General features: G+C 29.5%; 11 protein-coding genes, 2 pseudogenes and 1 riboswitch. Of the genes and pseudogenes, 3 read left to right on the top strand and 10 right to left on the bottom strand.

Annotation, left to right across the window (positions count from 1 at the left end; all coding sequences use genetic code 11):
* Window positions 1–5: 5 nt before the first annotated feature.
* The 7 genes and pseudogenes from AGR56_RS21230 to AGR56_RS03475 form a co-directional block, all read right to left on the bottom strand.
* Complete coding sequence (locus AGR56_RS21230; RefSeq protein ID WP_242851530.1) at window positions 6–224, bottom strand: glycosyl hydrolase family 65 protein; 219 nt, start codon at window positions 222–224, stop codon at window positions 6–8.
* Between the two features lie 84 nt (window positions 225–308).
* Window positions 309–1471 (bottom strand): annotated as a pseudogene (locus AGR56_RS20010) (family 65 glycosyl hydrolase); the annotation flags it as partial.
* A 56-nt stretch (window positions 1472–1527) separates the two neighbouring features.
* A complete protein-coding gene (locus tag AGR56_RS20005; RefSeq protein ID WP_198149922.1) occupies window positions 1528–2301 on the bottom strand; it encodes a hypothetical protein in 774 nt (257 codons plus the stop codon).
* Between the two features lie 98 nt (window positions 2302–2399).
* Window positions 2400–2885, bottom strand: a complete 486-nt coding sequence (locus AGR56_RS21225; protein WP_242851285.1) for a carbohydrate ABC transporter permease — start codon at window positions 2883–2885, stop codon at window positions 2400–2402.
* The gene (locus AGR56_RS21220; protein WP_242851284.1) at window positions 2848–3282 is read right to left on the bottom strand and encodes a hypothetical protein; all 435 of its coding nucleotides are present in this window, start codon (window positions 3280–3282) and stop codon (window positions 2848–2850) included. The genes AGR56_RS21225 and AGR56_RS21220 overlap by 38 nt, the downstream gene beginning before the upstream one ends.
* Window positions 3283–3296: 14 nt before the next feature.
* Window positions 3297–4235: a sugar ABC transporter permease gene (locus tag AGR56_RS03480; protein WP_053241156.1), complete on the bottom strand. Its 939-nt coding sequence runs from the start codon at window positions 4233–4235 to the stop codon at window positions 3297–3299.
* A 74-nt stretch (window positions 4236–4309) separates the two neighbouring features.
* Window positions 4310–5701, bottom strand: coding sequence for an ABC transporter substrate-binding protein (locus AGR56_RS03475; protein ID WP_157055653.1), 1392 nt, complete (start codon window positions 5699–5701; stop codon window positions 4310–4312).
* Window positions 5702–5892: 191 nt separating this feature from the next.
* Here AGR56_RS03475 and AGR56_RS03470 point away from each other — a divergent pair, with 191 nt between their 5' ends.
* From AGR56_RS03470 to AGR56_RS03460, 3 genes are all read left to right on the top strand, one after another.
* On the top strand, window positions 5893–6768 hold the full coding sequence (locus tag AGR56_RS03470; protein WP_053241155.1) for a cache domain-containing protein: 876 nt from the start codon (window positions 5893–5895) through the stop codon (window positions 6766–6768).
* 361 nt (window positions 6769–7129) lie between these two features.
* Window positions 7130–7831, top strand: a complete 702-nt coding sequence (locus AGR56_RS03465) for a response regulator transcription factor (protein ID WP_053241154.1) — start codon at window positions 7130–7132, stop codon at window positions 7829–7831.
* A gap of 212 nt (window positions 7832–8043) precedes the next feature.
* Entirely contained in the window at window positions 8044–9333 is a 1290-nt protein-coding gene (locus AGR56_RS03460) for a HAMP domain-containing sensor histidine kinase (protein WP_053241153.1), read from the top strand.
* Between the two features lie 255 nt (window positions 9334–9588).
* Here AGR56_RS03460 and AGR56_RS03455 read toward each other — a convergent pair whose 3' ends face one another.
* From AGR56_RS03455 to AGR56_RS03445, 3 genes and pseudogenes are all read right to left on the bottom strand, one after another.
* Window positions 9589–10176 (bottom strand): type II toxin-antitoxin system PemK/MazF family toxin, encoded by a 588-nt coding sequence (locus AGR56_RS03455; RefSeq protein WP_198150078.1) that lies wholly within the window; start codon window positions 10174–10176, stop codon window positions 9589–9591.
* Window positions 10177–10303: 127 nt separating this feature from the next.
* Window positions 10304–11494, bottom strand: coding sequence for a tyrosine--tRNA ligase (gene tyrS / locus AGR56_RS03450; protein WP_053241151.1), 1191 nt, complete (start codon window positions 11492–11494; stop codon window positions 10304–10306).
* A gap of 609 nt (window positions 11495–12103) precedes the next feature.
* Window positions 12104–15240, bottom strand: a pseudogene (locus AGR56_RS03445) (alpha-mannosidase).
* 174 nt (window positions 15241–15414) lie between these two features.
* Window positions 15415–15498, top strand: a riboswitch (cyclic di-GMP riboswitch).
* The last annotated feature ends 125 nt before the right edge of the window (window positions 15499–15623 follow it).

The following is a 15623-nucleotide window of genomic DNA, read 5'->3' as shown; positions in this document are numbered from 1 at the left end:
AAGTTTTATTGTAAGGCAATCTTAACTTCATTACTATCTAATAAATAGTTTTCATCATAAATATTAACTTTAACTACTGGGCCGTTAATCCTGTAAACGGTAACAAATTTATTATCTATTTTAAAATGCAACAATGTACCTTTGTATAGCAAATTAAAACTATATGATTTCCAAGTATCTGGTATTGACGGTTTAAATGCCAATATTTTTCCATCAGATCTCATTCCACCAAAACCATAAACTATATTCATCCATGCCGCTGCTATCGATGTAGTGTGAAGACCTTCATTTGTGTTTCTATTGTAGTTATCAAGATCCATTCTAGTTGCAAATTTAAAAAATTCAAAAGCTTCGCCGTATTTCTTTAATTCAGAAGCTAATATAGAGTGAATTGATGGAGATAATGAAGATTCATGTATAGTTCTTGGTTCATAATATTCATAATTTATTTTCTTAGTCTCAAAAGAAAATTCTTGATTATGCAAAAACATATACATCAACACATCTGGTTGCTTTATCATATCATTTCTATATATTCTGTCATATGACCAACTATGATAAAGTGGAAATTGCTCAACCGGAATTGAATGAATATTAATATGTGGCAAATCAAAATATCCATCGTGCTGCTCGTATATTCCTGTTTTTTCATCATATGGTATATACATATTTTCTTCCTTTAGCTTCCAGTCTTCCAATTCTTGTGAACACAGTTTCAACTTTTTTTCTATTTCATTTAGCTGTTGAGGCGCTTTTAATGTCATTTCTATTAGAACTTCTAGTGTATAAGCTAATGTCTTCTTTCCCATTATATTGGTATAAAAATTATTATTAACCATCATTTGAAACTCATCTGGTCCCATTACTGCAAAATATCCAAATTTATTATTTTTCTGCCCCACTGCCCTCTACTTGCAAGCATTCTACTAATTTCTATAAGCATTTCTATACCTTTTGTATACAAAAATTTCTTATCCTCTATTAGCTTATCATAATGCCATATAGCATATGCCACTCCGGTACTTGCTTGTAATTGAAGACTAGCATGCTGCCATAATCCACAAGTTTCGCTTCCATCATTAGTTGCAATAGGATAAAATGCTCCTTCACAATCAAGTTCAGCAGCTCTTTTTCTGGCTTCTGGTAGTGTCTTGTATCTAAATTCAATTAAATTCTTTGCTGCCCTTGGATTGTTAAATATATAAAAAGGTAAACAATATGTCTCAGTATCCCAGAAGGTATTTCCACTATATGCCTCTCCTGTTAACCCCTTTGCTCCAATATTAAAACGAGAGTCCTCCCCATGATAAGTCTGATAAAGTTGAAAAATGCAATATCTTATGCCCTGCTGATTTTCCTCATCGCCTTCAATGACTATATCAGAACTTTTCCATACACTCTCCCAATAATCTCTTTGCTGCCCAAATGCCTTTTCATATTCAATACTACATAATTTCTTAGCTACAGCCATTCCGTCTTTCCATACTTCTTCAATAGTTTTGCTTATATTTTTTTCTGCATAATTAACTACAATTTTTTTCTAACCTTCTTTTTTTTACTTTTATCTAAAAAAGTGAAAATTTTACTCCTACAAATTTTTTCTTCCATAAAATATCTAACTATTTCTTCTGGTACTCCCTTAAGCTCAAAAGCCGACAACACTTTCTGTTTACTCTTTAATGTTTCTCCTAAAATCGCTATAATATTTTTTTCTTTTCCTTTTTTAGGACATGCCCATAGATTTTTCTTCTCAGCTTGATGCCATCTTGAAAAGTCAAGTCCACTTTCTACTTCAATATTCCCTGAAAAATTTAAAGGTTCAAAAACAATTTTTTGGCAACCTAACTTAGACTCAACCATACTTACAAATCTTTCGAAAGTAATTTTAATACTTTTCCCTTTTGATGTATCCCAAATAAATTCTCGAGTAAGTATACCCTGTTTCATATCGAGAATTCTTTTAAATTCTCTTATGTTACTTCTACTTAAATCTAATTCTTCCCCATCTATAGAAATCCTTGTATAAAGCCAGTCTACAGTATTAACCATATAAGTTTTGTTTTTTACCATGCCTTTATAGCTATTTGACAGCTTTATCTCATCCTTTTCAATTATTCCATTCAAATAACTGCCAATAAGCTTTTCCCCACTATATCCTTCATCAAAATATCCTCTAACACCCATATATTCATTTCCTAACGAAAATATGGATTCCGATACCATTCCGTTATAAGCATTAAATCCGTCCTCAATGATTTTCCATTTATCAATTTTAATATATTTATCTGCAATTTTACCCACTTTAAACTTCCTTTCTATATAAAGCATTTTTTTAACATATACCCGCATTAATTTTATCTATGCCACTTGTAGCATGAATAATGAAATAAAACTTAAAACTAACCTTTTATTCCAGATAGTGCAAGTCCTTTTGTAATATACTTTTGGAAGAAGATAAAAAGTATAGCTGGTGGTATTATTGAAAATCCTAAAGCAAGTAATCTATAATCCACTGAAAAAGCGTTATTTCCAGTAGACATATAGTATATCTTTAGCATTACAGTGTATTTATCTGTATCTTTTAGCACTAACATTGGTAACAAAAAATCTGACCAAGCCGCATTTAAAGAAAATATTATTACCACCATATTTACGGCCTTACTTAATGGTAGTATTAATTTATAAAAGATCTGAAAATCATTGCAACCATCAAGTCTCGCAGCTTCAATTAATGATCGAGGTATACCATCAAAAAAACTCTTATATAAAAGTACATTGAAAGCGTTAGCTCCGAAACTAAGCCATAGTGGTATAAAAGAATTTGTAAGATGAACTCCTACAATATTTTTAAAAATAGGTACTAAGTTTGTTGTTGCAGGAACCATCAAAACTTCCAAGTATGAGATAAAATATAACTCTACTCCCTTTAGGCTTTAATACAGAAATTACAAATCCTGCAAATCCATTAAATATTACAGAACATAGTATACTTCCGCTAACTGATATTAATGAATTTAGATAATACTTTCCAAAATTTAAATCGTGCCATATATTAGCTATCTTTTCAGGATGAAAGCTTCTTGGAATGATTGTCGGCGGTATAGATACAAATTCTTTTATATCCTTCAAACTTGAAAGCATAACCCATAAAATAGGAACAATACATATAAATGCAATTAAAATGCACAAAGCTAACATACTATAGTATAATATTTTACCCTTAATACTCTTGAGATCTTGATAATTTATAATTCCAAAATCCTTTTTCCTCGATTTAAACATACTATCCACCCTTTCTATGCAGTTTCACTTTCTTTATTTAATCTAAGATATATAATCGTAAGCACAATTAAGATTAATCCCACTGTTGCTCCAACAGCGGCTGCTTTTCCAACTGCAACATCTATAAAAGCATAATTATAGTTTAATTCCATAAGAGAAATGGATGCATTATTAGGTCCTCCACCTGTCATTACCATTGGTTCATACAAAACTTGAAAGACTGCAATTATCTGCATCATTAATAGTAACTTTGCTATATTACTTATACATGGTATTGTTACATACCTTATTCTCGCCCATATACCTGCTCCATCTAATGTTGCTGCTTCATATAACTCCTGATTAACATCCTGCAAACTTGCTAAATATACAAGAGCAGTTGCACCAAATGACTTCCAAGTCATTGTAACTACAAGAAGTGGTATAGTAAGATGAGGATTTTGAAGCCATTGTGATTGTGGAAGTTTCAATGCACTCAATACTGCATTAAGTAATCCTCCTTGGCTTGGGTCAAATAAAAAGCCCCACAATAAAAGATTTGCAACTCCTGGAACCATATTAGGAAAATAAACAGCAAATCTAAAAAAGCCTTTAAAATGTATAACTTCATTTAGTATTATTGCTACAATAATTGGTATTAAATATCCAATCAATAATGACCATAGAGTGTAAGAAACGGTATTCATTACAGCTTTTTTAAATATAGAATCACTGAAAATATCAAGATAGTTTCGAAGTCCTATAAAATTAACTGCATTATAACCTCTAGTTTCAAAAAAAGACAATTTGATTCCATAAACAAGAGGTTCCCATATATAAAAAGCAAATAGTACTACACTAGGTAATAAAATTAACCAACCTACAATGTTTTTACTTATAATTTTTTTCAATTTATTTTTAAGTGTATTTTGGTGAATACTAAGTTTAGAATTAACAACTTGAGTATTATTCATTTACGCACCTCTTTTCAAATTTAATCCTGTTTAAAAGGAACAAAGTATACACTACTTTATTCCTTTTAAAATAATTATTTTACCTTATCAAGAAATCTTGTCTGAAAATCATTAGCTGCTTTATCAAGAACTGATTTTGGATCTGCATTTTTATTTGTTAAAACAACCTGTAAACAAGAATCTAAAACTCCGTACAAATCTTGTGTATTATATGGTTCTTCAACTTTAACATTATTAAATGCACTATCGTAATAAGGTTTAAACAAATCATAATTTACATTTCTATATTTTTTGTATAAGTTATTTTGAGCATCTACTCTATCTTTGTTAACCCAAACTGGTAAACCTGGAAGACCAGTAGGTTCATTAACACTTGCTTTTGACTTTAAATCTGATTCCAAACCAGAAAGTGATTCTGTATCTGCCTTTGGTGTATATCCCATTACTTGAAAAAGCTTAAATACAGCATCAATTTGATCAGCTGTAGCATTAGGTGCAACTAGATATGCATCTCCTCCAAGTAATGAATATTGTCCACTTGATCCAGAAGGTATTGATGCCATAGCTATAGCATCTTTACTCATCTTATAATCATTTACAGGATTGATAATTGCATCTGGAGCAGCCATTACCATTCCCACTTGGTCAGTTCCAAAATTTTTAATCCAATCATCCCAACCTAATAATGTACTAGGTAATAATACATCGTATTTCCATTTTAAATCCTTTACGTATTGAAGAGCTGCAACTGTTTCTGGGCTATTAATTCCATTCACCCATTTTCCATTCACTTTCTTTTCAAATTGTGCTCCAAAATTCCATGCTAATTGAACAAACTGCCATCCTCCTACATGGTCTTTTGTAGGAATGAACATACCTGCTTTACCTGTTTTATGCTTTATTATTACTGCATCTTGAGCTAATTCATCAAAACTTTTAGGATATTTAGGAAGCCCATTACTATCTACTAGTCCTGCCTTTTTGAACAAATTCATATTCATATACAAGCCTAAAGCATAACCATCATAAGGAAGTCCATAATACTTTCCATTACTTTGATATATTTTCGAAATAGTAGGATTTAATGCTTTATCATATCCATATTCATGAACATATTTTGTTATATCTGCTGCATAATTTGCAGACATAATTTTATTTGCTTCAGTATAGTATGCATAATATACCGTAGGTAGCTGTCCACTGGCTGCTTTTGGCATAAAAGTATCTGGAGAAAATTCATATCTATCTGGTTTTAAAGTTATATAAGGGTACTTTTTCTTCATCTTAGCTTGATAACCCTTCCATAGCGCTTGCCCTGCCTTATCATTATCCTGTGGCCACATACCAACATTTATTGTGACTTGTTTATGTCCATTAATTTTATCACTACTAGTACTTCCACATCCTGCAAAAGTAGTTGCAATAACAATAGAACACATAAGTAAACTTAAAATTCTCTTTTTCATTAAAGTCTCCCCCAACTTCATTTTTTCAAAATCCGGATTTGATATTTTAATGTTATCATAGGTATAATTAGTATAAAAGTATACAATGCTGTTAAAACGTTTACTAAATTGTTTTTCTTTTAGCATAGATATTTGTAATCTATAATAAAATTATTATAATTTAATTATTAAGATATGTAGGGGATAATTCTATGTTTAAGCATTTGAAACTTAAAATTGAGGGCACTATTATGCTAATATTAGTCATAAGTTCCATTATAATTAGCATCACTTCGTATATAGCATTAAAGTTTTTTATAACAAATAATTTCATATCATTAGCTTCAAATAGTTTTTCTCAAAGTATTGATAACGTTTCCACGTATATGAAGCTTATTCAAGAATCCTCAAATTTATTGATGGAAAATAACACAGTTTTAGAGGTTTTAAGAACTAATGATTACAATACAGATATTACTTCTGTATTAAATTTGCCCAAAAACTCTTATTCAGGAATACTAGGGGTTGTTCTAATCAATTCTTATGGAAATGAATATTTATCAGAAAGTGTATCATATTACCCTTCTCTAACTGTGCTAAGGTATAATAAGGATATAAACAATTTTATTTCAAGCAAAAAAAATTCATTTTGGTTCATCCGGGATAACTATACAGCAGAATATTACAACCGAAACATTTATGATGAAAAACTTGGTGTAATTACATTTATGACAAAGATATTTGATAAAAATAAAAAAATGTTAGGTTTTCTTTGTATTGATATAGATCCAAATTATTTATACAGCCTATTTCTAGATAATAATAGTGGTTTTATAAATAATTCTAGAATATACATATCTATTGATACAATTAAGATACTTTCTCATAGAAATGAAGATTATCTCGATAATTATCTAAAAAAAGAAATTTCATTGAAATCAAACCCAAAGTATTGGATCGATTATAAGAATAAATTTTTATTGCTATATGATAATTTATTTTACAACAACAAAGCAATTTTAGCTATTCCACTAACATTATTATATAATAAACTAAAAAATTTAACTTATATTATTGTTAATAATTAATTTAATAATAATCGCTTTAGCTTTCTTAATGGGAAATGCAATTTCAAATAGTATATGTAAACCATTAATTAAACTTTATAATAAAATGAAGAAAAGTTATTTTAATTAATCTAAATTATACCGACTTAAAAATGTAAAGAAATTTTCATTTATTGTGATGTTATATAATAATGAAATCTATAACAGAATTAAATCTGCAAAACAAATATATAAAATTATTAACATACTCTATAAGTATATTAATAATACTCTCAACATTATTCTTGAAGCAACATGTGCTTTTAGACATATTATGTGCTATATTATTAGTTGAAACAGTTACAAAACCTGTTTTCAAATTTGATTAGGAGAGATTTATCGCATGGAAAAAGAAACAATTCTTATTGTGGATGACGAAAAAGAAATTAGAGACTTAATTGATATATATTTAAAAAATGAAGGATATAAAACCTTAAAGGCAGAAAATGGCATAGAAGCACTTAATATTTTAAATAATGATAATATTGATTTAATATTGCTTGATATTATGATGCCTAAAATGGATGGTATTGAAACCTGCATGAAAATACGTGAAGAAAAAAACACCCCTATAATTATGCTTTCAGCTAAAAGCGAAGATATAGATAAGATAATGGGATTAACAACAGGAGCTGATGACTATATTACGAAACCATTTAATCCACTTGAACTTGTTGCAAGAGTTAAGTCTCAATTAAGACGTTATTTAAAACTTAATGAATTCAAAAAACCAGATAGTAAAAATGGTTTCATCGAGGTTGATGACTTAATAATAAATGTCAATACTCATGAGGTCAAAGTAGGTAATAAAGATATAAAACTTACCCCTAGGGAATTTGATATTTTAAGACTTTTAGCCGAAAATAGAGGCATAGTATTCAGTATAGAAAAAATTTATGAAATCGTGTGGAAGGAATCCTTTATGGAATCTGAAAATACAGTAATGGTTCATATAAGAAAAATTCGTGAAAAAACAGAGCAAAATCCACGAAAGCCGATATATATAAAAACTGTTTGGGGGGTAGGCTATAAAATTGAAAATTAACTTTCCACCATTAAAAGTCCTCTTAAGCCCAGTTATAAAGTTGTGGAGTATTGCAAGAAGAAGTTTAAGGCTGGAACTTATTTTTGTATTTGTACTTTCATTTTTTTATCTATAGTAATTGGATTTTTATTTAACGGAATTTTAAATTCAATTTCCGCTAAAAAAAAAAAATGCAAGCATAGAGTACACTTATGGAATTAGAAAAATAGATAATGCCACAAAAAAAAGCCGCAGATAAACTCAATAATATTTATAGTAAAAATAGCTCCTCATCTAATATACAAAATGTTATGGATGACCTATATGAGGATTCTCATTTAAACGCAGTAATAACAGATTTACAGGGAAATGTAATTATTAATTCTAAGCCCTATTCCTTTTTAAAAAAGATAAACTTATATGATGTCATTAAGAATTCCACCAACAAATTTTTAGAGGAATACGATTCTACCAATCGTAAATATACTTCTAATGCTTATAACAAGGAATTTTATTCATTCTATCCTGTTAATTTAAAGGATAAAAAGGGATTTTTAATAGTAAATGGTATTCCTCAAGGTGTCATTGTATACAGTCACTCCAGTGATGGTTTATTATCCATAATTTTAGGAATAATATCCTTTATAGTATTATTTCTTTTATTCACTAGAAAAAAGATGAAATATATAGAGGAAATATCCAGTGGCTTGATTGAAATATCCAAAGGAAATTTAAACTATAGAGTAAATGCCAAAGGCCATGATGAGCTTTCAAAATTATCAACTAACATAAATTACATGGCTTGTGAGGTTAATTCTAAGATTGAAAGGGAAAGAAATGCTGAAAAGGCTAAAAGTGAGCTTATAACTAATGTATCGCATGACTTAAGAACACCTCTTACTTCCATTATGGGATATCTTGGTCTAATAAAAAATAAAAAATATGAAAATCAATCTCAAATGGAGGAATACTTAAATATAGCCTATAATAAATCAGAAAAATTGAAAATACTTATTGAAGATTTATTCGAATATACAAAACTTACAAACGAAAATATAAAGCTTCGCAGGGAATGTGTTGCATTAAATGAATTTATAGAACAGCTTATAGAAGAAATGATTCCTATATTTGATGAAAATAATCTAAAGCTAGTAAAAGAAATTTCAAAAGAAAAATTAATTGTAGATGTAGACACCAATAAAATATTAAGAGTATTTGAAAACCTAATTACTAATGCAATAAAGTATAGTGTAAAACCAGGTGAAATAACTATAAAACTTTACAGAGAAGATATTTATGCTGTATTTTGTATCCAAAATGAAGGAAATCACATTAACCACAACGACCTAGAAAAAATATTCGAAAGATTTTATAGAATTGAAAAATCCCGTTCAACTTCAACTGGTGGAAGCGGTCTTGGGCTTGCAATTGCAAAAAGTATAGTTGATCTTCATGGCGGAAAAATAAACGCTAGCTGCGAAGAAAATAAAATAAGCTTTTTTGTAGAACTACAAACTATATGATAATTTAATATAAATAAAAAATGCTTCCAAAATGTAATCATTGATTGCACTTTGGAAGCATTTTTAATGGTATTATATGATATATAGTCTCCCGGCCAATGCCAGGTATGATAACATGATAAAAGAAATATGGGATATAATCTCCTAGACAAGACTAGGTATGTAAATCACTCACAAAGTTATTATATTACTAATTTGAATTTTAATCAACATTTTTTTATATAAATTTTCTATTATATGACCTAAACCAACAAATTAAACATCTATAGATAACTTTAATTTTAAATTCAATATTTTATTGATAAATTCATCATTTAATGTCGCAATATGTCTTCCAAGCCTTGCCTTTGATACAACTTTTATCTGCTCACATAAAACAGTACCTGTAATTTTATTTTCCTCTCCCTTTACAAGCGTGTAATCACTTTCCCGTATTTCTATATGCGCCGCTATTTTTTTTCTTCTGTTTGATATTGGGGCTATTATTGTTGTAGGTCCTTTTTCATTTCCTGTATTATTCTGTATAATCACTACTGGTCTTACTTTATTTTCTTCCGAGCCTATATTCTTCCCCAACTGACAGGTCCAAATTTCTCCGCGCTTTGGTATTGTTTTTATGCTTGCGGCTATATTCTCATTAATTTGCATTTTACTGTTAGCCCAATCTACATATTCAAAAATTTCTTTAATGTTATAGGCTCTTTTTCTCAAGTTATTTATCTGCTCATTATCCATTAATTTTTCATTATTAAGTTTTACGTATTCCTCTAATTGCTGTTCTATTAATTCCTTAGTGTTTTTTATATATTTTTTTAACTGAACGCTATTCATATCCCTTATCATAACACTACCCACACATTATCCCCCTCCCCAATAAGTATGCATAAATATATGATTATTATACCATATAAGAGTAGAATTTTATAATTTTTTTACAATCTATCCTTTGAATCTCATATTTTTTGCAATTCTATTTAATAAGTTTAACAATTTTTGATTTACCAACCTTCAATATATCGTCCTGTTTCAAACATAAATTAACGTCAAATACCTTATTTCCATTTACCTTTACTGCACCTTGTTTTATAAGTCTTCTTGCATCACTTTTGGAATTTGAAAACGCTGCTTTAACAATACAGGATATTATATCTTCATCTTTGTCAATTTTTATTTCTTTGATATCCTCAGGTACGCTATTATTTTGAAATATTGTTTTAAAGTGTTCTTCTGCTTTAACTGCATTTTTTTCTCCATGATACAATTTTACAATTTCTTTTGCAAGTCTCATTTTTATATCCCTTGGATTTTTGCTTTTAAGATCATTTTTTATATTATCAATTTCATCTGGATGTATATCTGTGGCAAGTTCAAAGTACTTTATTATTAAATTATCTGGTATCTTCATTATTTTCTCATACATTGTATTTTCATCTTCATTTATTCCAACATAATTTCCCAGGCTTTTGCTCATTTTTTCTACCCCATCTATTCCCTCTAGAATCGGCATAAAAAGTGCAATTTGTTTTTCCTCACCATATTCACTTTGCAGATTTCTTCCCATAAGCACATTAAACTTTTGATCAGTTCCTCCTATTTCAATGTCAGCTTTAATTGCAACAGAATCATATGCCTGCATTAAAGGATAGAAAAACTCGTGAATGCCTATGCTTATATGATTACTAAAACGCTTTTTAAAATCTTCTCTCTCAAGCATCCTTGTGACACTGTATTTTGATGCCAACTCTATTACATCTTTAAAACTCAATGTTGATAACCATTCACTATTAAATCTAAGTTCTGTTTTCTCTCTATCTAGCACCTTAAAAACTTGCTTTTCATAAGTTTTTGCATTTTCCACTGCCTCTTCTCTTGTAAGCTGCTTTCTTGTTTTTGATTTTCCAGTTGGATCTCCTACCATTCCAGTAAAATCACCTATAATTATTACAGCTCTGTGTCCTAAATCCTGCATTTGCTTTATCTTCCTTAGTACCACTGCATGCCCAAGATGTATATCTGGTGCTGTAGGATCAAGTCCTAATTTTACTGTAAGAGGTTTTCCTTCTTCAATAGATTTTTTTAGTTTTTCTTCAAGTTCTTCTTTGTTTATTATTTCCACAGTTCCTTTATTTATAATTTTTATTTGATCTTTTACACTTAACATTTTTATTACCACCTTTATATATTTTTTTAACTACCCAAATTACTTTTATCTAATTTAAAAATTGCAGGTAATTTTATGAATAAAAAACTCCCGTCCTCATGAAAAATTCACAAGGACGAGAGTTATATTCCCGCGGTACCACCTTAATTTACTAATATTTCGCAATATTAATCTCTTTTCAAGTACAACAATAAATAGTAGAACCGATTTCAACTAAAAACTATATATACCCCAAAATTTCTTGAATATTTAGATTTTGGAACATAACTAATTTAAGTTTTGCAGTATTCCCACTTTGTTTATACTCTATCATTTTAACGGTTGAAGCTTCCGTAGACACCTAATATTTTCAGTGTTAAGCTCAGAGACGTATTCAGAATATCCTGTTTTCATTTTCCTCTCACCAAGATATAACGCTAAATTTCTTGCATTATAACTTTTAAATTATCAATGCTAAATTTGTTTAGCCCTATGATAACTTAAAAAGCAGACTGCATTAGAATTTGTGAATTATATACAACGGAATTTCTCTGTAGAAACCCTAGATAACCTACTCTTTCTCTTCAAAGCCTTTAATTATTTATTTTTTATATGTTACCAAAGATGCTCTTAAATGTCAAACTTGATTTTAAAGCTTTTTATCTCATAAGGCTTAATTGCAAAGATAATTTTGTTTCCTATAAACTCCACATCATTCAAATATCTTTCCATTAAATTACACTCACATACGCTTTCTATATTCTTAAAGAATTTCATAGTTACATTACTTCTTTTATTATAACACTCATATACTCTTATTATTACATGAGAACTATCTTCTGCTTTTTTCATAACTTCCATTATTACATTATCTTTATCAATTTTTTTGCAAAAGAAATTTCTCTTTGTAAAATCCCATCATGCTTTTCCTCTAAAACAGTATAAAGAGGATTATTAAGCATATATGCCATTTGGACAGTATTTCCTTCTCTCCAATCTCCTTTATGAGGATAAAGTGAATAGGTAAAAAAATGCTCTTCTTTATCTGCATCAGGATTGGGATCTACCCCACTCTTTATAAGTGTAAGTCTCATAATACCATCTTTTATATCATATCCATATTTGCTGTCATTTAGCAAACTTATGCCAAAACCATCTTCTGATAAATCAGTCCATTTATGTCCACAAACCTCAAACCTAGCCATATCCCAGGAAGTATTTTCGTGCGTTGGTCTTTCTATATTTCCATATTGAATATCATAAGTAGCTTTACTTGAATTAATATCAACTGGAAATGCTGCTTTGAGAAGAACTTGAGATTGCTTCCAATCAACATAACTATTAAAGTCAATTCTTGCGATGTCTCTATAAATATATATTTTTTGGACTATAGTTGAATCGACAAACTTTCTTTTTATTTCTAAAGCTGCTCTAACAGATCCATTTTCTACAATACTTATACTGGATACATCATTGACCTTCCACATCTTTTCCGAATAGTATATATCTATATCCCAGTTATCAAAATTCATAGGCTTATCCTCAAATGCCTGAAGTTCATTTCCTAATGAACCTACCTTTATAACCTCTCTTTCATTTCTCTTGTCATATAATGAGCTTACTTCTCCATTTTCATCAAATGCAATCTTAAAAAATTTGTTTTCTGCTAGTCTAGTACTAGATAATATTTCAGGTAATACATTGTCTTTTGATGCTTCTACTACAGAATAAGCTTTATATCCATTTGCAGGGACACTATCTGCAAAGAAAATAGCTTTATTTTGTGGAATTCTCTGGCAAACTATTTCCAGTCCATTTTCATCAATAACAGCTGGATTTTTTATATCAAGAGGAACTTCAAACTTAGAAATATCACTTCTTGTAAAAGACAATGAATTAAACACCGCAACTGATTTTTCATTTAATCCTATCCTTGATGCTATAAATTCAGCTGAATCTTTTAAAACCTCCTTACCAGAACTTATTATATCTTTATATTCTTCATTTGTAACCTCATATACCTCTTTTATGGATGAACCAGGTAATATATCATGAAATTGATTAAGAAGTATGTTTTCCCAACCCTTATTTAATTTTTCACTACAATAATCTTTATTCAAAAATGCAGCCATAGAATTTAACTTTTCAGCAGCAATATAAATGTTTTCACTAAGTCTGTTATCTCTTTTATTTCTTGCCATTGAAGTATATGTTCCTCTATGATATTCAAGATACAATTCGCCTACCCATTTTGGAAGCCTTTTATTATCCTTAACCTTACTTTCAATTCTTTTAAAATAATCCTTCGAAGTCCCCATTTTAACCTTAGGACACCCTGGAATTCCTTTATTTAATCTTCTTGCAGTTTCAAGCATCTCATATGTGGCTCCACCGCCACCATCTCCATAGCCAAAGCATACAAGAACATCATCATTTATATCCTTTTGCTGGTATCTATCCCACGCTCCCATAATAGCTTCCGGATGTATATTCCCATTATATGTTGTAAAATGATCGCTTAACGGACCGGATATATCTTTAGTTGTTACAAAGTGTGTGAGAATTTCAGTTCCATCTATACCTTTCCACATAAATGTATCATAAGGTATTTTATTAAATTGATTCCAAGAAATTTTAGTTGTCATAAAATAATTAACATCAGACTTTTTTAGTATCTGCGGAAGTGCTGCACTGTATCCAAATACATCTGGAAGCCACAGTACTTCACTTTCGACATCAAATTCTTCTTTAAAAAATCTCTTGCCAAATAATATTTGACGCACAAGAGATTCTCCTGAAGTCACATTACAATCTGCTTCAAGCCACATAGCACCTTCTGGTTCCCATTTCCCTTCTTTAACCTTTTCCTTTATTTTAGAATATATTTCTGGATAATCTTCTTTCACAAACTTATAAAGCTGAGGCTGGCTAGACATAAAAATATACTCTGGATATTCCTCCATAAGCTTTAAAACAGTTGAAAAACTTCTTCCAGCCTTTTCCCTTGTTTGTGCCACTGTCCACATCCATGCAACATCTATGTGAGTATGACCTACACAAGTAGCAGTAACATCACTATCACCACAAAGTTTTTCATAGAACTCACTTTTTAAATATTGATTTGCCTTATTAATACTGCTATAGTACTCTTCCGAAAATACTTTTCTAAAATCAAGTATATTAACTGCGCTATTTAACACATTAAGCATGTCTATTCTTCTTTTGTCTTGAGAATCTAAATTTTTGCAGACCAATGCAGGAACTTGTAGATTAAAGTATAATTCTCTTGTTTTACTGTCTATAATAACTAGTTCACCATTAAGTGTAGCCTTTTTATCCTTAAGCATACCCCCATAAGCATGTAAGTCTATATTGTAAATCTCACCACCTTGGGCCTTATGAGATATCATTACCTCTCTATGATTAATATCCAATGCTTGTACTTGTTTGCCATTTATATAGATTATAAATTGCGGATTTACTGCATCCCAACCCTCTTCAAAAGTATAAAAATTTAATGCAATGGTCTTGCCAGCAAATTCTTTTGGCACTTCAACTTTAGTTTTGAACCATGAATGTTTATCCCTTCCTCCCCATAAATCTTCTGTTTTAAAATCTCGCCAGCCTTCTTTGATTTTATCCATTTCCTTCATTCCAAGAAAATTACCATCGTGAATTTTATAACTAGTTATTGGTATTTTTTGTGAATAAACATAACCTTTTAATTCATCACATGTTTTCTGTACTCTTTCTAGAATATACTTCATATCTAAATCTCCTTTTTTATAAATCGTTTTCAACAGTATGTTAACCGTTTACTTACCTCTTAAATTTCATTATATATTATTTTTTTAATTATTTCTACATCATAAAATAGCTTTTAATTTAAATGGACATTTTGTAATAACAATGCTATTATTAATATATATTTATAATTTTTTGCTAATTATGGGCAAAATCATCGAAAGATGACGCGCAAAGCCATGAGTCTAAAGCAATCATGCCATGATCGTCAGGTTGCCATAAAGTTAATCTTTTAAAAGAAGATTAAAATTTTATGTAGAATTTTTATTTTATTAAAAATATGTTGGTAAATTAATAATTTATGTGAGAATTTTTATTGAGAATTTAAAAATAGATTTAAACTAAT

It is taken from the genome of Clostridium sp. DMHC 10 (assembly GCF_001270375.1).
Taxonomy (GTDB): Bacteria; Bacillota; Clostridia; order Clostridiales; family Clostridiaceae; genus Clostridium_S; species Clostridium_S guangxiense.
This window is presented reverse-complemented; position numbering and strand designations above follow the sequence as displayed.